The organism is Streptomyces sp. NPDC050145, assembly GCF_044460245.1.
Taxonomy (GTDB): Bacteria; Actinomycetota; Actinomycetes; order Streptomycetales; family Streptomycetaceae; genus Streptomyces.
The window spans coordinates 100,026-119,411 of record NZ_JBITJS010000016.1 but is presented as its reverse complement, the minus strand read 5'-3'; the positions used below and the strand labels follow the sequence as shown (position 1 = coordinate 119,411).

The 19,386-nt window shown below is 72.7% G+C and carries 17 protein-coding genes; 9 read left to right on the top strand and 8 right to left on the bottom strand.

The features are described from left to right. Positions 1–21: 21 nt before the first annotated feature. Positions 22–1,581 (bottom strand): gamma-aminobutyraldehyde dehydrogenase, encoded by a 1,560-nt coding sequence (locus ACIBTU_RS29325; protein ID WP_399129525.1) that lies wholly within the window; start codon positions 1,579–1,581, stop codon positions 22–24. Positions 1,582–1,798: 217 nt separating this feature from the next. Here ACIBTU_RS29325 and ACIBTU_RS29320 point away from each other — a divergent pair, with 217 nt between their 5' ends. Further along, the gene (locus ACIBTU_RS29320; RefSeq protein ID WP_399129524.1) at positions 1,799–2,380 is read left to right on the top strand and encodes an NADAR family protein; all 582 of its coding nucleotides are present in this window, start codon (positions 1,799–1,801) and stop codon (positions 2,378–2,380) included. A 33-nt stretch (positions 2,381–2,413) separates the two neighbouring features. Here ACIBTU_RS29320 and ACIBTU_RS29315 read toward each other — a convergent pair whose 3' ends face one another. After that, positions 2,414–3,058 carry a DUF4190 domain-containing protein gene (locus ACIBTU_RS29315; protein WP_399129523.1) on the bottom strand — a complete coding sequence of 215 codons (645 nt, stop codon included), beginning with the start codon at positions 3,056–3,058 and terminating at the stop codon, positions 2,414–2,416. Between the two features lie 335 nt (positions 3,059–3,393). Here ACIBTU_RS29315 and ACIBTU_RS29310 point away from each other — a divergent pair, with 335 nt between their 5' ends. Then, complete coding sequence (locus ACIBTU_RS29310; protein WP_399129622.1) at positions 3,394–4,458, top strand: adenosine deaminase; 1,065 nt, start codon at positions 3,394–3,396, stop codon at positions 4,456–4,458. Positions 4,459–4,515: 57 nt separating this feature from the next. Further along, positions 4,516–5,190 carry a glycerophosphodiester phosphodiesterase gene (locus ACIBTU_RS29305; RefSeq protein WP_399129522.1) on the top strand — a complete coding sequence of 225 codons (675 nt, stop codon included), beginning with the start codon at positions 4,516–4,518 and terminating at the stop codon, positions 5,188–5,190. Positions 5,191–5,298: 108 nt separating this feature from the next. On the opposite strand, the gene ACIBTU_RS29300 is transcribed toward ACIBTU_RS29305, so the two are convergent. From ACIBTU_RS29300 to ACIBTU_RS29290, 3 genes are all read right to left on the bottom strand, one after another. Next, positions 5,299–5,844, bottom strand: coding sequence for an HXXEE domain-containing protein (locus ACIBTU_RS29300; RefSeq protein WP_399129521.1), 546 nt, complete (start codon positions 5,842–5,844; stop codon positions 5,299–5,301). Positions 5,845–5,886: 42 nt separating this feature from the next. After that, positions 5,887–7,092, bottom strand: a complete 1,206-nt coding sequence (locus ACIBTU_RS29295; protein WP_399129520.1) for a spermidine/putrescine ABC transporter substrate-binding protein — start codon at positions 7,090–7,092, stop codon at positions 5,887–5,889. A 119-nt stretch (positions 7,093–7,211) separates the two neighbouring features. Next, a complete protein-coding gene (locus ACIBTU_RS29290) occupies positions 7,212–8,063 on the bottom strand; it encodes a helix-turn-helix transcriptional regulator (protein WP_399129519.1) in 852 nt (283 codons plus the stop codon). A 163-nt stretch (positions 8,064–8,226) separates the two neighbouring features. Between ACIBTU_RS29290 and ACIBTU_RS29285 the strand changes: the two genes are divergently transcribed. Beyond that, positions 8,227–9,270: an aldo/keto reductase gene (locus ACIBTU_RS29285; protein ID WP_399129518.1), complete on the top strand. Its 1,044-nt coding sequence runs from the start codon at positions 8,227–8,229 to the stop codon at positions 9,268–9,270. 618 nt (positions 9,271–9,888) lie between these two features. On the opposite strand, the gene ACIBTU_RS29280 is transcribed toward ACIBTU_RS29285, so the two are convergent. From ACIBTU_RS29280 to ACIBTU_RS29270, 3 genes are all read right to left on the bottom strand, one after another. Then, a complete protein-coding gene (locus ACIBTU_RS29280) occupies positions 9,889–12,468 on the bottom strand; it encodes an MXAN_6230/SCO0854 family RING domain-containing protein (RefSeq protein ID WP_399129517.1) in 2,580 nt (859 codons plus the stop codon). Positions 12,469–12,643: 175 nt separating this feature from the next. Beyond that, on the bottom strand, positions 12,644–13,123 hold the full coding sequence (locus tag ACIBTU_RS29275; RefSeq protein WP_399129516.1) for a DUF1990 family protein: 480 nt from the start codon (positions 13,121–13,123) through the stop codon (positions 12,644–12,646). A 14-nt stretch (positions 13,124–13,137) separates the two neighbouring features. Next, the gene (locus ACIBTU_RS29270) at positions 13,138–14,580 is read right to left on the bottom strand and encodes a gamma-aminobutyraldehyde dehydrogenase (RefSeq protein ID WP_399129515.1); all 1,443 of its coding nucleotides are present in this window, start codon (positions 14,578–14,580) and stop codon (positions 13,138–13,140) included. Between the two features lie 218 nt (positions 14,581–14,798). On the opposite strand from ACIBTU_RS29270, the gene ACIBTU_RS29265 reads away from it, so the two are divergent. The 5 genes from ACIBTU_RS29265 (at position 14,799) to ACIBTU_RS29245 (ending at position 19,318) form a co-directional block, all read left to right on the top strand. Further along, a complete protein-coding gene (locus ACIBTU_RS29265) occupies positions 14,799–15,314 on the top strand; it encodes an Lrp/AsnC family transcriptional regulator (protein ID WP_188336588.1) in 516 nt (171 codons plus the stop codon). Continuing rightward, the gene (locus ACIBTU_RS29260; RefSeq protein WP_399129514.1) at positions 15,299–16,678 is read left to right on the top strand and encodes an aspartate aminotransferase family protein; all 1,380 of its coding nucleotides are present in this window, start codon (positions 15,299–15,301) and stop codon (positions 16,676–16,678) included. The genes ACIBTU_RS29265 and ACIBTU_RS29260 overlap by 16 nt, the downstream gene beginning before the upstream one ends. A 240-nt stretch (positions 16,679–16,918) precedes the next feature. After that, positions 16,919–17,659 carry an ABC transporter ATP-binding protein gene (locus ACIBTU_RS29255; RefSeq protein WP_399129513.1) on the top strand — a complete coding sequence of 247 codons (741 nt, stop codon included), beginning with the start codon at positions 16,919–16,921 and terminating at the stop codon, positions 17,657–17,659. After that, positions 17,641–18,816, top strand: a complete 1,176-nt coding sequence (locus ACIBTU_RS29250; RefSeq protein WP_399129512.1) for a hypothetical protein — start codon at positions 17,641–17,643, stop codon at positions 18,814–18,816. Before ACIBTU_RS29255 ends, ACIBTU_RS29250 begins: the two co-directional genes overlap by 19 nt. Positions 18,817–18,898: 82 nt before the next feature. Next, a complete protein-coding gene (locus ACIBTU_RS29245) occupies positions 18,899–19,318 on the top strand; it encodes a VOC family protein (RefSeq protein WP_399129511.1) in 420 nt (139 codons plus the stop codon). The last annotated feature ends 68 nt before the right edge of the window (positions 19,319–19,386 follow it).

Here is a 19,386-nt window from a genome sequence, read left to right as displayed (position 1 = left end):
GCGGGTCGGGCGGCCGGGCTGCTATCGGTCCCCGAAGATCGTGCGGTGCCAGTCCTTCCTGACGACCGCGGTGTTGTCGAACATGACGTGCTTGATCTGCGTGTACTCCTCGAAGGAGTAGGCGGACATGTCCTTGCCGAAGCCGGACGCCTTGTAGCCGCCGTGCGGCATCTCGCTGAGGATCGGGATGTGGTCGTTGACCCAGACGCAGCCGGCCTTGATCTCGCGCGTGGCGCGGTTCGCCCGGTACACGTTGGTGGACCAGGCGGAGGCGGCGAGCCCGTAGGGGGTGTCGTTGGCGAGCCGGATGCCCTCCTCGTCGGTGTCGAAGGGCAGCACGACGAGGACGGGGCCGAAGATCTCGGACTGCACGATCTCGCTGTCCTGCGCGGCGTCGGCCACCAGGGTGGGCCGGTAGTAGGCGCCGTCCGCGAGGGCGCCACCGGGGGCCTCGCCGCCGGTCACCACGCGCGCGTAGGAGCGGGCGCGGTCGACGAATCCGGCGACGCGGTCGCGCTGGGCGTGCGAGATGAGCGGGCCGAGGTCGGTGCCGTCGGCGAACGGGTCGCCGAGCCGGACCGACGCCATGACGTCGGCGACGCCCGCGACGAAGGCCTCGTAGAGGGGGCGCTGCACGTACGCGCGCGTGGCGGCGGTGCAGTCCTGGCCGGTGTTGATGAGGGCGCCCGCGACGGCGCCGTGCACCGCGGCGGCCAGGTCGGCGTCGTCGAACACCACGAAGGGCGCCTTGCCGCCGAGCTCCAGGTGGAGCCGCTTGACGGTGGCGGTGGCGACCTCGGCGACGCGCTTGCCGACGCCGGTGGAGCCGGTGAAGGAGGTCATCGCGACGTCCGGGTGGCCGACGAGGTGCTCACCGGCGTCCCGGCCCGCGCCGGTGATCACGTTGACGACACCGGCGGGGATGCCGGCGTCGGCCGCGGTCTGCGCGAAGAGCAGCGAGGTCAGCGGCGTCAGCTCGGCGGGCTTGAGGACGATGGTGTTTCCCGCGGCGATGGCGGGCAGCACCTTCCAGGCGGCCATCTGGAGCGGGTAGTTCCAGGGGGCGATGGAGCCGACGACACCGATCGGCTCGCGCCGTACGTACGAGGTGTGGTCGCCGCTGTACTCACCGGCGGACTGACCCTGGAGGTGGCGGGCGGCGCCCGCGAAGAACGCGGTGTTGTCGACGGTGCCGGGCACGTCGAACTCGCGGCTCAGCTTGAGGGGCTTGCCGCACTGCAGCGACTCGAGGCGGGCGAACTCCTCGGCGCGCTCGGCGAGGGCCCCGGCGAAGGCGTGCATCGCGTCGGACCGCTCGCCCGGGGTGGCGCCGGCCCAGCCGGGGAAGGCCTCGCGGGCGGAGGCGACGGCGGCGTCCACGTCGGCCGTGCCGGCCAGCTCGTACGTGAAGACGTCGGTGCCGGTCGCGGGGTCGACGACCGCGTGGGTGCGGCCGGAGGTGCCCTGGGTCAGCCGTCCGCCGACGAAGTTCGCTCCATCGGCGAAGCGTTCCTGCGCGGCGGCCGCGACGGACTTGGCCGACGGGCGGTCGGGGAGGTTGGCCGAGGTGGGGTTGTGCATGAGTGCTCGCTCTCGCTTTCCTCGCCGGGCACCCGTTCCCACAGGTCCCTGCGTGGCTCCAGCTCGATTTGAGTGCCGATCCTGACAGAGGGGCGACACCTCAACAAGTGATTCCGTTGTTGCCTTTTGGTTACGCGACGGAATCTGTCGACCAGGTGTCGAGTGCACCTGGAAAACCCAGGACGGTGTGTCAGTGGTGCGTGCCAGACTCGCGTGCATGAACGAAACGGGGGCCGCGAGCATGATCGACAGCAGGGAATCACTGGTCAGCGCCCTGGCGGCGGGGACGCGCGTGAAGTGGCTGCATTTCTGGGGGCACACCCCGCGGGCGGACGGCACGCTGGGCCCGAGCTGCCTCAGCCAGTGGTGGCCGTCGCCGTTCACGGTCGACGGCGTCGCGTACGCGACGGCGGAGCACTGGATGATGGCCGGCAAGGCGCGGCTGTTCGGGGACGCGGAGGCGGAGCGCAGAGCCGTCGAGGCCGATCACCCCGCGCAGGCGAAGAAGGCGGGGCGTCTGGTGAAGGGCTTCGACGAGGAGGTCTGGGCGCGCGAGCGCTTCGGAATCGTCGTCGCGGGCAGCCTCCACAAGTTCGGCTCGGACCCCGCGCTGCGGGACTTCCTGGTGCGCACCGGCGACCGCGTCCTGGTGGAGGCCAGTCCCGTGGACCGCGTCTGGGGCATCGGCCTCGCGGCGGACTCCCCGGCGGCCGAGGACCCGGAGCGCTGGCGCGGGCCGAACCTGCTGGGGTTCGCGCTGATGGCGGCGCGGCGGGAGCTGGCCGCGGCGACGTCCTGAGACGGCCGCCCGGCGTGATCGCGCCGGGCCGGTTCAGCGCGTGGCGTTGAGGATCACGACCAGGACGAGGACGCCGACGCCCATGAGCAGGCCGAAGGCGCCGCAGATGATGCCCGCGAGCGCCTGCCCGCCGTTCGTGGCCTCACCGCGCCGCACCTTGCTCCGGCCGACGAAGCCGAAGACGACGCCGAGGATCCCGGTGATGATCGAGACCGGCCAGAACAGGCAGAGCACCGCGGAGACGATGCCGGTGACCATGCCCGTGACGCCGAGTCCGTTGCTCGGCTGCATCGGCATCCCGCCGGCCCAGCCGTAGGGGGCCTGCGGATAGGCCGCCATGGGCTGCTGCGCCGGGTAGCCGTACGGGGCCTGCTGTGGGCCGGGGGCCGGGTGGCCGTAGGCCGCGGCGGGCAGGCCCGGTCCCGCGGGCGAGACCGGCGGGGGCGGTACGGGGCCCTGCTGCGGGTACTGCGGGTGCTGCGGGGCGGGCGGCGCGTACGGGGACGGGGCCTGCGGGGACGGCGGCTGCGGGGTGCCGCTCGCCGCGGGCATGGCCGTCACCGTCTGGCTGTCGTGGATGCCGCGCCCGCCGGCCGGGCTCTGCGGGGCCGGTGCCGGGACCGCGTCCTGCGGCTTCGCCCCGGGGTCGCTGCCCTGCGGTGTGGTGCCGCCTGCCATGGGACGGGCCCCCTTCGTTGCGTACGTCGTCGTGCTCGGTGCCGCGCGTCCGGACATGCTACGTGCCGGGTGCCGGGTCCTGTCCGGAGCTCCCCGTCGTTCGCGCGGAGCGCGGGCGCAGCGGCGGTCGGTGCGTGCCCTCGGTGTGCGGCGTCCCGGGTCATGTGGCGGAGCCACCTGTCCTGGGACGCCGTGCGGCGAGGGTGCGTGCCGGGCGTCGGGGCGCAGACGGGGAACTCCGGACAGGACCCGGGCCCCCGCGGACCGCCCTGCCGCGCTCCGGCCGACCCGCGCCGGCGCCGCCCGCATACGATGCCGGGGACCCCGATCAGCCGATCACCCGAGTTCCTGGGGAGGAATCCGTGAGCCAGCGCCTGCAGACCTTCATCGCCGGACTGCCCAAAGCAGAACTGCACGTCCATCATGTGGGCTCGGCCTCTCCGAGGATCGTCTCCGCCCTCGCGGCCCGGCACCCCGACTCGAAGGTGCCGACCGACCCCGAGGCGCTGGCCGACTTCTTCACGTTCACGGACTTCGCGCACTTCATCGACGTCTACCTGTCGGTCGTCGACCTGATCCGCACCCCCGAGGACGTCCGCCTGCTGACGTACGAGGTCGCACGCGACATGGCGCGGCAGAACGTGCGCTACGCGGAGCTGACCATCACCCCCTACTCGTCGACCCGGCGCGGGATCGACGAGAAGGCCTTCATGGACGCGATCGAGGACGCCCGCAAGGCGGCCGAGGCGGAGTTCGGCACCGTGCTGCGCTGGTGCTTCGACATCCCGGGCGAGGCCGGTCTGGTCTCCGCCGAGGAGACGGCGCGGCTGGCCACGGACGACAAGCTGCGCCCCGAGGGCCTGGTGTCGTTCGGACTCGGCGGCCCGGAGGTCGGGGTGCCGCGCCCGCAGTTCAAGCCGTACTTCGACCGGGCGATCGCGGCCGGGCTGCGCTCGGTGCCGCACGCCGGCGAGACCACCGGGCCCGAGACGGTCTGGGACGCCCTGCGCGACCTGCGTGCCGAGCGCATCGGGCACGGCACCTCCTCGGCGCAGGACCCGAAGCTCCTCGCGCACCTGGCCGAGCACGGGATCCCGCTGGAGGTGTGCCCGACGTCGAACATCGCGACGCGTGCCGTCCGCACCCTGGAGGAGCACCCGCTGAAGGCGTTCGTGGACGCGGGCGTCACGGTGACGATCAACTCGGACGACCCGCCGATGTTCTCGACGGACCTGAACACGGAGTACGCGGTCGCGGCGCGGCTGCTCGGGCTCGACGAGCAGGGCCTGGCCGACCTCGCGAAGAACGCGGTCCGCGCCTCCTTCCTCGACGACGCCGGCAAGTCCCGGATCGCCGCGGAGATCGACGCGTACACGCGGAACTGGCTCGCGGACGCCTGACGCGCGGACGTTCGGCACGACAGGGCACGGCGGCCTTCGGGCACCACAATGGTGCGCATGCGCACCGTGACTGCCGTGGCCCATCGAGGCGACCCCTACCGCGTCCGTGAGAACACCCTCCCGTCCCTGCGCTCGGCGCTGGAGCGGGGTGCGGACGTGGTGGAGGTCGACGTCCGGCTGACCCGCGACGGCGTCCCGGTCCTGCTGCACGACTCCACGCTCGAACGGCTGTGGAAGCACGACCGCCCCCTGTCGGCCCTCTCCTCGGACGAGGTGCGGGGCCTGACGGAGGGCGGCGTCCCCACCCTCGCCGAGGCGCTGGCCGCGACCGGTGAGGCCCGCCTCATGATCGACCTGCCCGGCGCGGACCGGCGTGCCGTCCGGACGATCGTGGGGGTGATCGGCGACTGCGGCGCCGCCGAACGCGTCTACTACTGCGCCGGCGCCGAGACGATGCTGAGGGTGCGGGACGCCGATCCCTCCGCCGAGATCGCCCTGACGTGGACGACCCTGGCGCCGCCCCGCCCGGCGCTCCTCTCGGCGGTCCGCCCGCACTGGCTCAACTACCGCTTCTCGCTGCTGACCCGTGATCTCGTGACCCGGGTCCACCATGACGGGCTGCTGGTGTCGGCCTGGACGCCGGACACGCGGCGCTCGATGCGGAGGCTGCTGGCCGCAGGCGTCGACTCCATCACGACCAACCGCGTCGACGTCCTGGCCGCGATGCGCTGACGGCGGGTCCGGTTCGTCGCCGGGTGCGGCCCGGTGGGGGCTGGTCGCGCAGTTCCCCGCGCCCCTGAAATGCAGACCCTTCGGGTCGCATTTCCCCGATCGAACCGGTCAGCCCCGAGCTCTGACGACCCGCCGAGCCACCCCGTGCGACACCACCGTGGCCGCCCCGGCCCACGCAAGCCCGGCGACCACATCCCGCCCCCGAGCAGAACGCAACACCCCCGCCCGCTTCAACCGCCCCCGCGCCCACACCGCGAACGGCACGACGAGTGTCGGCGAGGTGGCAACACCCGGCGTGTACCCGCGCACGGCGAGCGCCTGCCCCACATGCATGAGCCCGTGCAGCCCGAACCCGTTGAGCATCGCCTGATAGACGGCGCTGCGCCCGCCGCTCACCCACCCCGCGACGGCCCCCGCGCCCACGATCCCGGCCATGACCCCGACGGCCGCCTTGAACTCCCGCTCGTCGACCCCCTCCATCGCCCGCCACACCCCGTCCGGCACCCCGGGCCACCGCTCCCGCAGCACGGGCACGTTCTCCCGCACCCATCGCGGCCCCGTGGCCAGTTCCTCGGTGTCGTGCAGGGCCCAGGCCGCGAAGAGCCCCAGCGTGACAGCGGCGGACACCTTTTCATCGCTCGATGAATTCCCCATGCCGGAAGGCTACTTGGAGACGCGGGGCGGCGGCCGGCGCCCTCACAGCCCGGCGATCGCGTTCCAGCGCTTCGCGAACTCCGTGCGCTCCGTGGACTTGATGTCCCGGGCGATCGCGAGCCGGGACCGCATCCGGTCGTCCGGGAAGATCAGCGGGTCCTCCGCGAGCGCGGCGGTCTCCTTGTCCTTGGAGGAGGCCAGGACGTGCTGGGCGGCGGGCACGGGGCACACGTAGTTGACCCAGGCGGCGAGTTCGGCGGCGACCTCGGGTTCGTAGTAGTAGTCGACGAGTCGCTCGGCGGTGGCCTTGTGCTCGGCGAGGTTGGGGATCATCAGGGACTCGGCCCAGAGTTCGGCGCCCTCCTCGGGGACGACGAACTCGATGTCCGGGTCGTCGGCCTGGAGTTGGATGACGTCGCCGCTGTAGGCCTGGCAGGCGAGGACGTCGCCGCTGGAGAGGTCCTTGATGTAGTCGTTGCCGGTGAAGCGGCGGATGTGCTTCGACGCGACGAGCTTCTCCACCTGGTCGCAGGTGCGGTGGAAGTCGTCGGCGGTCCAGCGCGTGATGTCGACCCCGTTGCCCTGCATGAGGAGCGCGAAGGACTCGTCGAGGCCGGACAGCAGCGTGACGCGGCCCTTGAGGTCGGGGGCCCAGAGGTCGGAGACGTGCCGGATCTCGCGGCCGAGGCGGCGCTTGTTGTACGCGATGCCGGTGATGCCGGACTGCCACGGCACCGTCGACCTGCGGCCGGGGTCGAAGGCCGGGTCGCGCAGCAGCGGGTCGAGGTACTTGGTGACGTTCGGCTGGCGCGAGCGGTCCATCTCCTGGACCCAGCCGAGTCGGACGAACCGGGAGCACATCCAGTCGGAGATGACGATGAGGTCCCGGCCGGTGCTCTGATGGTTCATCAGGGACGGGCTGATCTTGCCGAAGAACTCGTCGTTGTCGTTGATCTCCTCGGTGTACCGGACCTGGATGCCGGTCCGCTTCTCGAAGGCGTCCAGCGTCGGGCGCAGCGCCGGGTCGTCGTCGTCCACGTCGATGTAGAGCGGCCAGTTCGCCCAGGTGAGCCGCTTGTCGTCGGCCGAGCGGTCGCGGTCGGCGGCCCGGTCGCCCGGCGCGACGTAGGCGGCGGGCACCCCGCAGCCGGTGGCCAGGGCGCCGACGGCCGCGGCGGCGGCACCACCGCCCAGGGCGCGCAGCAGGGAACGGCGGTCGAGGCGGGGTGTGTCGTGGTTGGCTCGCACCCCGGAAGCATGCCGGTGCCACGCACCCCGGCTCAATGGACGCTGCGTCCGGGCAGACACCCCGGCGGGCGACACCTTGTCGATCCCCTGGGCTGCACCTCGCCGTGGCGGCGCCGCGCTCAGCCGGTCCAGCTGGCGAGCAGCCCGAGGTTCTCGGCGGCGTCCGTGCCGGGCGCCGGCAGATAGGTGACCAGGACCTGTCCGGTGTCGGGCAGGTGCAGGATCTCGAAGTCGAGGTCGAGCGGCCCGACGACGGGGTGCCGCAGCGCGTACCGTCCGGCCCCCTTCTCGTGGACGTCCTGCCGGGCCCACAGGGTGCCGAACTCCTCGCTCTTCATGGCGAGCGTGCCGATGAGGGAGGCGAGGGCGGGATCGTCCGGGTACCGGCCCACGCTCACCCGCAGGAAGCCGACCGTCGCCTCCGCCTTGGCTTGCAGGCTGCCGGCGAGGAGCGAGCGGTACGTCTCGTCCAGGAAGACCAGGTGCGCGAAGGTGCGTTGCTCCTCGGGGAGCCGGTCGAAATCGCCGAACACGGCGGCGGCCTGCGCGTTCCAGGCGACGACCTCGGTGAGCGGCCCGCACAGGTAGGCGGGCCCCGGCAGCGCGTCGAGGAGGCGCCGCAGTCCGGGGCGTACGGGCTCGTGGCGCGGGGCGGCGGCCGTGCGGGTGGCGGGGCGGGCCCGGTCGGGTCGGGCGAGATTGCGCAGGTGCTCCTGCTCGGCGGGGTCGAGCCGCAGGGCGCGGCCGACGGACTCCAGGACGCTGTCCGACACGTGCGGGTTGCGCCCCTGCTCCAGGCGTACGTAGTACTCGACGCTGACGCCCGCGAGCTGGGCGAGCTCCTCGCGGCGCAGACCCGGGACGCGTCGCTGCCCGTACGAGACGAGGCCTACGTCGGCGGGGCGCAGGCGGGCCCTGCGGGTGCGCAGGAACTGGCTCAGTTCGGTCCGGCGTTCGACGGTGAGGTCCATGGCGACGAGTATCACCGCTCGCGTCGCCGCGTGGGTGGTCAACTCTTTCCCCCCTCACGGGTGTGCCTGTCAGGGGGTGGTGCCCGGGCCGCAGAGTCTTCCTCGTCAGCACGGCGACCACGCCTTGCGACCTTCGGACCTTGAGACTTTGAGGACGGACACCATGAACTCCCCGATCGACACCACCCCCAGCCCCACCACCACCTCGCTCGTCCACCGCGAGCTCGGCACCACCGGCATGCGGCTCTCCCCCATCGGCCTCGGCAGTTGGGCCTTCGGCGGCGAGGGCTGGCGCTTCTCCTGGGGCGGGCAGGACGACGCCCGTTCGATCGCCACGGTGCACGCCGCCGTCGAGGCCGGGGTGAACTGGATCGACACCGCCGCGGTCTACGGCCTCGGTCACTCCGAGGAGGTCGTCGGCAAGGCGATCGCCCAACTCCCGGAGAGTGAGCGGCCGTTCGTCTTCACGAAGGTGGGGCTCGTCTGGGACCCGGAGAACCCGGCTGCCGCGCCCCGGCGCGTGATGCGAGCGGACAGTGTGCGCCGCGAGGTGGAGGAGTCGCTGCGCCGGCTCGGCGTCGAGGCGATCGACCTCTACCAGGTGCACTGGCCGGACACGGGCGCCTCGCTCGACTGGGACGGCGACGGCTCGGGCGCCGCGGAGGACGTGCGGGTCACGCCTCTGGAGGAGTACTGGCAGACGATGGCCGAGCTGAAGAAGGAGGGCAAGGTCCGCGCGATCGGCCTGTCCAACCACGATCCGGCGCAGCTCGCCGCGGCCTCGGCCGTCGCCCCGGTCGACGCGATCCAGCCGCCGCTCTCCCTGATCAACCGCACCGCCGAGCCGGAGATCGACTGGGCCGCGGACCACGGCACCGGCGTGGTCGTGTACCAGCCGCTGCACTCCGGGCTGCTGTCCGGGACGTTCACCCGGGAGCGGGCGGCGCGGCTCGACGCCGGCGACTGGCGCCGCACCCACCCGGACTTCACCCGCGATCTGGACCGCAACCTAGGGATCGTGGACCGTCTGCGCGCGGTCGCCGAAGGCCACGGCGTCCCGGTCGGCTCGGCGGCGATCGCGTGGACGCTGGCCCGGCGCGGGGTGACCGGGGCGATCGCGGGGGCCCGCGGCCCCGAGCAGGTACGCGACTGGGCCCGGGCGGCAACCCTGCGGCTGACACCGGAGGACCTGACACATCTGGCCTGAGCCGGCAGATGCGGCCCCGCCCACGGGAGGGCGGGGCCGCTGTCCGGCACTCCGCCCGCGGGAAGGCAGGGCCGTGTCCCCGTGCGGCGCTCCGCCCACGAGAGGCACGCGCCCATCTCCCCGACGGCGCTCCATCCACCCAAGGGGCCACGCCCCCGTCCGGCACTCCCCCCACGGCAGGGCGGCGCCGTGCCACCGTGCGGCGCCCCGCCCACGAGAGGCGCGGGGCCATCTCCCCGGCGGCGCTCCGTCCAGCCCGGGGGGGGCCACGCCCCCCCCTGGTCCGGCACTCCCCCACAGGGGGGCGGCGCCATGTCGCCGTGCGGCGCTCCACCCACGAGAGACGCGCGCCCATCTCCCCGACGACGCTCCGCCCACCCGAAGGGCCACGCCCCCGTCCGGCACTCCCCCCACGGCAGGGCGGCGCCATGTCGCCGTGCGGCGCTCCACCCACGAGAGACGCGCGCCCATCTCCCCGACGGCGCTCCGTCCACCCCGGGGAGCCACACCCCTGTCCGGCACTCCCCACGGGAGGCGGCGCCGCGTCGCCGTGCGGCGCTCCGCCCCCGGGGAACAAAGCCGGTACCGACGAGGCTCGGTCGCCCGAGCGGCCCGGGCCTAACGCGGCTCCAGCCACCCCGCCAGGCCCCCGGCCGTCACCCGCTCCAGCCCGGCCGCGTCGGCCGCCCCGGGAAACAGTCGGTACAGGGTGCCGTCACCGGCGTCCGGGAGCTCCCCGTACTCGAGTGCGGCGAAGACCCGTCGCCCCGAGAACTCCGGCACCGCGGTCACCAGGTCCGGCTCCCACCCCTCCCGCACGCGCAGCGCGAACCAGGCGCGGGGCTCGTCCGGCTCCCGCCGGTAGATCCGCGCGAGCCCCGACCCGTCCCGTACGGCGATGTCGCCGTCGGTGCGGGCGGCCGCGGCCCAGCAGGCGAGGTCCCAGAGCGTGGCCCGGTCACCGGCCTGGAACGCGTCGAGCAGGTCGCGGCCGAGCCGGCGCAGGGCCTCCCGGTGCCGCCACACGCTGTGCTCGCCCTCGCCGGTCGGCAGGGTGGTGTCGGCCCACCAGGCGCGCAGGGTGCGCAGGTCGACGGTCATCGGCACGAGCGCCTTCGCGTCCCCGGCGAGGTCGAAGCGCTGCCGCACGGTCCGCGCGTCGAACCGGCCGCGGGCCCCGCGCTCGACGCCCATGAACCCGGCGAACGCGTCGGGCAGTTCGTCGAACGGCACGTCGTTGTAGGAGAGGACGACCGGCAGCGCGTAGCGCACGCCCACCCCGCGCAGCCGGCCCAGGTCGAGGTCGACGTACTCGGTGGCCCCGTGCGGCGCGGGCGCGGACGTGAGGTCGCCGGAGTGCAGCGCGGCCTCGCCGCCCCACTCCAGGCAGGTGTAGTCGCACAGGCCGACGAAGCGCCACTGGTCGTCGTAGAAGGCGACGGAGAGGTCGAGGTCGACGCGCCGGCCGCGCTCCTGCATCCAGTGCAGGAACAGGCGCAGCGCCTTGCCGTCCTGCGGCGCGGGCACCTTGAGCGCGCTGCCGCGCGGCACGGCGACGAGGGACGCGGCCGAGGCGCGCTCGGCGTAGGGAACGGGCAGGTCGGCGAGGCGGGCGTCGAGCACGGCGAGGTCGTACCGGTCGTCCGGCACGTCCATGCGGCGCACCGCCTCGGCCTCGATGGCCTCGGCGGCCCGCTCGACGCTGCGGCGCGGCAGCGGCGGGCGCGTGTCGTCGATCGCGTAGGCCTTGGTGACGCGCCCGCGCGGGAAGAAGACGCGGCGGTGTCCGGGCACGCCCCGTACCGCGAGCTTGCCCCAGGCGCCGAGGAGCGGTCCGACGCCCGCGCCGGGCAGCGCGTCGGTGAGGGCGTCGATGACCCGCTCGGGCATCCCGTCGACGACGGCCCGGGAAAGCAACGCGTCGAGCCGGCGCAGCAGTTCGCCGGGGCGGGCGCGCAGCAGTTCGGCGGCGCGCTCGACGTCCCAGTACGCGAGGGCGCTCTCGATCCGGGCCGCCTGGCTGACGGTGCGCAGGCGGTCGCCGACGAGCTTGACCTCGGCGCCCTGTCGCGCGGCCCGGGAGAGGAGCACGTCCTGCAACGGCCCCTCGTCCTGCACGTGGTGGCCGCGCAGCACGGCGAAGGCGAGCGCGGCGCGCGGGAAGCGGCGGGCGTGCTCGAAGGGGTGCAGCAGTTCACCGACGCGCTTGAACGCACCGGGTCGCCGCCGCATGTCCTCGACGAGCCGTTCGAGGTCCAACCCGTCGAGGATGCCGAGCAGTTGACGCCGCAGGGGCCGCGGGACGTTCCGCAGCCGCACGGTCTCCAGCAGGTCCGGGTCGCCGCCCGAGCGCACGACGAGCAGGCGCAGCACATCGGTCGCGGTGTCCGCGTACCGCGCCAGCGCGGCGGGCTCGTGCTCGGCGAGCCGCGCGAGCAGCAGCGCCTTGGACTCGCGTACGGGGATGTCGGCGGGCAGCGCGGCGAGGTCCGCGGGGTCGAGGGAGCCGAGCAGGAGGACGAGGTCGTCGTGGTCCCGCGGGTTGAGCGGGGTGCGGTGGGCGAGCAGGGCGGTGAGCTCGGCGGTCGCGTCCGCGTCGGGGGACGTGCCGAGGCCGAGGGTGCGCAGCACGGTGCGGTCGCCGTCGGCCGGAGGCAGGCCGAACCAGGGCTCGGTGGGCTCACCGGTCTCGTACCGGGTCTCGCAGACCGGGCACGCGTACCAGGTGTCGCACAGCTCGCAGCAGCCGAAGTCGAAGCCGCCCCGGCACTTCTCGCACACCAGGTGGGCGCAGGGCGCGACGGCGCGGACCGGGTCGCCGGGCCGGCCGCAGGCCATGCAGGGCTGGTGCGGCTGGGCGGCGAGCGCGGCGAGGACGCGCGCCACGTACAGGCGGCCCGCGCGGCGGTAGGGAACGTCCTGCGGGAAGCCGCGGAACAGCGGCGCGTGGTGCCGGTCCGCGCCGGTGAGCGCGGCGACCCCGGCGAGCAGCCGGGTCCCGGCGCGGGCGAGCCCGTCCTCGTCGAGAGCGGCGAGGGCCTTGCGCAGTGGGACGGTCAACAGGTGGCCGAGCGCGGCGAGTTCGGCCTCGAGGACGAGGACTCCGGCGGCCACGGTCACACTCGGACCGGGCCCCTCGTCGACGTACACCAGCTGCGCGCGGCGCAGCAGCAGCGCCTCGATGTCGTCCTGGACCATGCTCCGTCCACCCCCGTCGGCTTCCATGCGAAAGCGGGGGCGGGAAGTGGGCGCACTACGGTCTTTTCGCAGAAGAAGGAAGAAGGAAGCGCACCGCGGAGCCGCCCCCGCGAGGCTCACGGTACGTGCCGCGCGGCGGGCCCCGCACCCGGATTTCCGGGGGCCGGAAAGGCGTCTACGGCAGCAGCGCCCGCAAGTACCGCCGGGTCACGGCGAGTTGGACCACGCGCGCGAGGGGTCCGGCGAGCCGTGTGTACCAGCGGCCCGGCCGGGAGAAGGCCCGGATGCGGAACCACACCGAGCCGTCCGGCTCCCGGGTCACGAGGAACGCCTCCTCGCCGCACTCGGGATGCCCGGCGAGGGTCCCGTAGGCGAAGCCGATCCGGTCCGGCTCGCGCACGACCCGCACCACCCGGCAGGGGATCCGCAGCACGAGGAGGCGCAGGACGACGTCGGCGCCCTCGCGGACGTCCTCGCCGGGGGTCACGCTCAGTCCGGCGCCGCGCTGGGCCCGCCACGCGAGAACCGCCGCGCCGGCCCGCTCCAGGCATTGCTGCCCGGAGCCGAGCCGGACACGGCGGTCCAGGTGGGCGTACCCCGGCGGCAGTTCACCGTCCGCCAGGGTCGCGCCCGTCTCCGTATAGGTGAGGCTCACCCGAGGGGTGGGGCTCAGCCGTCCAGGGAGGTCATGACGTGCTTGATGCGCGTGTAGTCCTCGAAGCCGTAGCCGGAGAGGTCCTTGCCGTAGCCGGACTTCTTGAAGCCACCGTGCGGCATCTCGGCGACCAGCGGGATGTGGGTGTTGATCCACACGCAGCCGAAGTCGAGGGCCTTGGACATGCGCATGGCGCGGCCGTGGTCCTTGGTCCACACGGAGGAGGCGAGGGCGTAGTCGACGCCGTTGGCGTAGGCGACGGCCTGCTCCTCGTCCGTGAAGGACTGGACGGTGATGACGGGGCCGAAGACCTCGTTCTGGATGATCTCGTCGTCCTGGTTGAGGCCCGAGACGACGGTCGCGGCGTAGAAGTAGCCCTTGTCGCCGACCCGGTGGCCGCCGGCCTCGACCTTGGCGTGGGCCGGGAGGCGCTCGATGAAGCCGGTGACCTGCTTCAGCTGGTTCGGGTTGTTCAGCGGGCCGTAGAGCACGTCCTCGTCGTCCGGCTGACCGGTCTTGGTCTCGGCGGCGATCTTCGCGAGCGCGCTCACGAACTCGTCGTGCACGGACTCGTGGACCAGCACGCGCGTGGCGGCCGTGCAGTCCTGGCCGGCGTTGAAGTAACCGGCCTCGGCGATGCCCGCGGCGGCCTTCTCGATGTCGGCGTCGCCGAAGACGACGACCGGGGCCTTGCCGCCCAGCTCCAGGTGGACCCGCTTGAGGTCCTTGGCGGCGGACTCGGCGACGGACATGCCCGCGCGGACCGAGCCGGTGATGGAGGCCATCGCCGGGGTCGGGTGCTCGACCATGGCGCGGCCGGTGTCACGGTCGCCGCACACGACGTTGAAGACGCCCTTGGGGACGATCGAGCCGATGATGTCGGCCATCAGGGCCGTCGACGCCGGGGTGGTGTCGGACGGCTTGAGGACCACCGTGTTGCCCGCGGCGAGCGCCGGGGCGAACTTCCACACGGCCATCATCATCGGGTAGTTCCACGGCGCCACCTGGGCGCAGACGCCGATCGGCTCGCGGCGGATGATGGAGGTCAGACCCTCCATGTACTCACCGGCGGAGCGGCCCTCGAGCATGCGGGCGGCGCCGGCGAAGAAGCGGATCTGGTCCACCATCGGCGGGATCTCTTCGCTGCGGGTGAGGCCGATCGGCTTGCCCGTGTTCTCGACCTCGGCCGCGATGAGCTCCTCGGCCCGCTCCTCGAACGCGTCGGCGATCTTCAGGAGGTACCTCTGGCGCTCGCCCGGCGTGAGGTCGCGCCACGCGGGGAACGCGGCCTCGGCCGCGGCCATCGCGGCGTCGACGTCGGCCTGCCCGGACAGCGGCGCGGTCGCGTACGCCTCGCCCGTGGCGGGGTTGACCACGTCCGTGGTCCGTCCGTCGGCGGCGTCCCGGAACTCACCGTCGATGTAGTTACGCAGACGACGCAGCTCACTGGTGGTCACTGCCGGCCCTCCTGACCTGAGAAGACGTTCGGTTTCTGCAGGATTGTGGCGTCCGGCGCGCGGCGCGCGCCGGTGTCCAGCACCTGAGACGTCCCACCCTAGTCGGCCCGCCGACGTTTTCAACACCCCCCGACCCTCACGAACTACGGAATCCGTGAAGTTCGAGGCGGCAAACAACGAATTTCATCGATCTGGGGTTGCGAAACGGACGAGACCTCGTGCACAGTGAGGTCGTGGCCAGTCGCAGCGCAGACCCCAAGGGACCCAGTTCGAGGAACGGCGGAAGCCCGCCTCTGGACTCCGTCTCCCTCGCCATCATCGAGCAGCTCCAAGAAGACGGCAGGCGCCCGTACGCCGCCATCGGAAAGGCCGTGGGCCTGTCCGAGGCAGCGGTCCGCCAGCGCGTGCAGAAGCTGCTCGACCAGGGCGTGATGCAGATCGTCGCCGTCACGGACCCGCTCACCGTGGGATTCCGCCGGCAGGCGATGGTCGGGATCAACGCCGAGGGCGACCTGGATCCCGTGGCGGATGCGCTGACGGCCATGCCGGAATGCGAGTACGTCGTGATGACGGCAGGCTCGTTCGACCTGATGGTGGAGGTCGTCTGTGAGGACGACGACCACCTTCTGGACGTGATCAACAAACGCATCCGGGCGCTGCCCGGCGTGCGCTCCACCGAGAGCTTCGTCTACCTCAAGCTCAAGAAGCAGACCTATATGTGGGGAACCCGATAGCCGTGAGCAAGGACCTCAGCCAGAGCGCGTACGACCACCTGTGGATGCACTTCACCCGCATGTCGTCGTACGAGAACGCGCCCGTACCCACCATCGTTCGTGGCGAGGGCACCTACATCTACGACGACAAGGGCAAGAAGTACCTCGACGGTCTCGCGGGCCTGTTCGTGGTCCAGGCCGGCCACGGCCGCCAGGAGCTCGCCGAGGTCGCCGCGAAGCAGGCCGCCGAACTGGCCTTCTTCCCGATCTGGTCGTACGCCCACCCCAAGGCCGTGGAGCTGGCCGAGCGCCTCGCCCACTACGCCCCGGGCGACCTGAACAAGGTCTTCTTCACCACCGGTGGCGGCGAGGCCGTGGAGACCGCCTGGAAGCTGGCGAAGCAGTACCACAAGCTCAACGGCAACCACACGAAGTACAAGGTCATCTCCCGCGCGGTCGCCTACCACGGCACCCCGCAGGGCGCCCTGTCCATCACGGGTCTGCCGGCCCTCAAGGCCCCCTTCGAGCCGCTCGTCCCGGGCGCGCACAAGGTGCCGAACACGAACATCTACCGCGCCCCGATCCACGGCGACGACCCGGAGGCCTTCGGCCGCTGGTGCGCCGACCAGATCGAGCAGGAGATCCTGTTCGAAGGCCCCGAGACCGTCGCCGCTGTCTTCCTGGAGCCGGTGCAGAACGCGGGCGGCTGCTTCCCGCCGCCGCCCGGGTACTTCCAGCGCGTGCGCGAGATCTGCGACCAGTACGACGTGCTGCTCGTCTCCGACGAGGTCATCTGCGCCTTCGGCCGCCTCGGCACGATGTTCGCCTGTGACAAGTTCGGCTACATCCCGGACATCATCACCTGCGCCAAGGGCATGACCTCGGGTTACTCCCCGATCGGTGCCGCGATCGTCTCGGACCGCATCGCCGAGCCGTTCTACAAGGGTGACAACACCTTCCTGCACGGCTACACCTTCGGTGGTCACCCCGTGTCGGCGGCCGTGGGTCTGGCCAACCTCGACATCTTCGAGCGCGAGGGCCTCAACCAGCACGTGCTGGACAACGAGGCGAACTTCCTCAACACGCTGCAGAAGCTGAACGACCTGCCGATCGTCGGCGACGTCCGCGGCAACGGCTTCTTCTACGGCATCGAGCTCGTGAAGGACAAGGCCACCAAGGAGTCCTTCACCGACGAGGAGTCCGAGCGCGTCCTGTACGGCTACGTCTCGAAGAAGCTCTTCGAGTACGGCCTGTACTGCCGCGCGGACGACCGTGGCGACCCGGTCATCCAGCTCTCCCCGCCGCTGATCTCCGACCAGGCCACGTTCGACGAGATCGAGGGCATCATCCGTCAGGTCCTCACCGAGGCCTGGACCAAGATCTGAGCCCTGCGCCCAGCACCCGAGCCCGCGCTCGGGATCTGAGCCGCGCGCACCACGGAACCAGCGCGCACCACGGCCCGGCTGCACCCGTCCGAGTGAGATGGGAGCGGCCGGGCCGCGTCGCGTCCGGACCCACCGGCCGGAAAACCTAGCGTGCCCTGTGACCGATCGGCCCTGCCTTCGTTCCCCCGTACGGGGGACGGGAACTTCCCGGCATATCTGATCTGAACCGAGGTGTACGCCATGGTGGCCCCGCCGGACAACGACGTGCTCTGGGCACGCGCCCTGCACTTCTCCCACAGCGGCTCGCCCGCGCTGACCGGTGTCTCGCTCGGGGTGCGCCAGGGCGAGATCCTCGCCGTCGGCGGCCCGCGCGGCGCCGGGAAGACGACCCTGCTCCAGTGCCTTTCCGGCCAGCTCCTCCCCCAGCAGGGCGAGGTGTGGTTCAACAGCGCCCCGGTCCACACGATGGGCGCGCTGGTGCGCGAGCGGCTGCGCCGGGACCGCTTCGGCTGGATCGACCCCGAGCCGGCCCTGGTCCCCGAACTGAACGTGTGGGAGAACACCGCCCTGCCGCTCATGCTGCGCGGCGGCGGCCGCCGGCCGGCCAAGACCGCCGCCCACGAATGGCTGGAGCGGCTCGACGTCGGCCATCTCGCCCGCAAGCGCCCGCACGCCCTGCACATGGCCGAGCGGCAGCGCGTCGCCATCGCCCGCGCCCTCGTGCACGCGCCCGACATCGTCTTCGCCGACGAGCCGACGGCGACCCTGCACCAGGCCGACCGCGCGCACGTCCTGCGCACCCTCACCGCGGCGGCCCGCTCGCACTCCATCACCGTGGTGCTCGCCACCAGCGACGCGGAGGTCGGCGCGCTCGCCGACCGCACCGTGCCGCTGCTCGACGGCCGCCGCGTGAACACCGTGCACCTGCCCGCCGGGCAGCCCGAGGCGGAAGGCCGGGCCGCGTGCTCGCTCTCCGTCTAGCCCGCGGGGCCCATCCCCTGGTCCAGCTGCGCAGACTCCTCGTGGCTGCCGCCTCGGCGGGCACCGGCTTCCTGCTGCTGTGCACGCTGGGCTACGCGATGGGGCACCCCGAGTCCTCCGGCGACGCCGTGCTCCGGCTCGCCTGGTGCGTGGTGCCGCTCGCCGCGACCGTCTATCTGGCGGTCGCCGTCGCCCGCTCCGACCCCGGTACGAAACCGCGCGCCGGGCTCTCCGCCGTGGGCCTCGGCCCCGGGCGCCTCACGCTGCTCGCCTCGGTGTCCACCGCCGTCGCCTGCACGCTGGGCTCGACGCTCGCCCTGCTGTTCTTCCTGCATCTGCGCGGCGACCTGACCGGGCTGCCGTTCGACGGCGCCGCCCGCGGGCTGCTCGCCGCCGACCGGCCGCTGCCGCTGGCCGCCACCCTCACCCTGCTCGCCTTCGTGCCGCTCGCCGCGTCCACGGCCAGCGCCCTCGTGCTGCGGCCCCGGATCGTGAAGGCGCGGGGCGACAAGGCGGCCACCGACGAGCCGCAGGACCTGAAGGAACCGGCCCCCGCGCCCAGCGGACTGCCCTGGGGCGTGGCCCTGCTCGCCGCCGGACTCGCCGTCGAGACGTACGCGGCGCACGCGCGCGGCGCCTCCGGGTTCCCGATGCCCGGCGGGCTCGGCGGCAGCCCGTCCGGCGTGCTGGCCGGCTGGGCGCTCACCGCGGTCGGCCTGGCGCTCGTCGGACCCGGTCTGACCTACCAGTGCGGGCGCGCCGTGCAGGCCGTACGGCCCGGCGCGGTGCGGCTGCTCGCCGGGCGGGTGCTGATGGAGGAGGCCGGGCGGATCGGCCGGCCTCTCGGCGTCGTGTGCGCGGTGGCCTCCGGCGTGTACGCGGCGACCGTGCTGGCCGGCGCCCGGCCGGCGCTCGGTCCGCTGTCCGCGCTCGGCGGCGTCCTCGTCGTCGGCTGCACGCTCGCCACCCTCGCCACGGCGGCCGTCGAGGCCCGCCAGGTCCGCCGGCACACCCAGACGGCGCTACTGCGGCTCGGCGCCCCCGCGACCCTGCTGCGGAGCTCCGCGGTGCTCCGCGCGGGCGCGCTCCTCGCCGTGTTCGGCCCGCTGACCTGGGCCGTCGCAGAACTTTCGGCCGCTCCGCTGCTGACGCGATGAGTTTTGCCCGCCCCGGGCGTCTAACCCTGCGAGCATCACGACAGCTAAGCGACCGCACGACACAGAAGGCGACGGGCTCCTCATGACGCAGCACCAGTACCAGCAGATGATCTTCGTGAACCTGGCCGTGAGCGACCTGGACGCGTCCAAGAAGTTCTTCACGGAGCTCGGCTTCACGATCAACCAGCAGTTCACGGACGAGACCGCGTCCGCCGTGGTCGTCAGCGACACCATCATCCTCATGGTGATGACCAAGGAGAAGTACTCCGGCTTCACGAAGAAGACGATCATCGACTCGACCACCTCCAGCGAGGTGCTCCTGTGTCTGAGCGCCGAGAGCCGCGAGAAGGTCGACGAGCTCGTCGAGAAGGCGATCGCGGCCGGCGGCACCGAGACGGGCGAGAAGCAGGACCACGGCTTCATGTACGGGCGGGCCTTCGACGACATCGACGGCCACACCTTCGAGGTCGCGTGGATGGACCCGAGCGTCATCCAGGACTGAGCAAGTCCGCGCCGGGCGGGCGCGCTTAAGCTGGGCGGGTGCAGCCGACACCGTCACCTTCGAGTGAT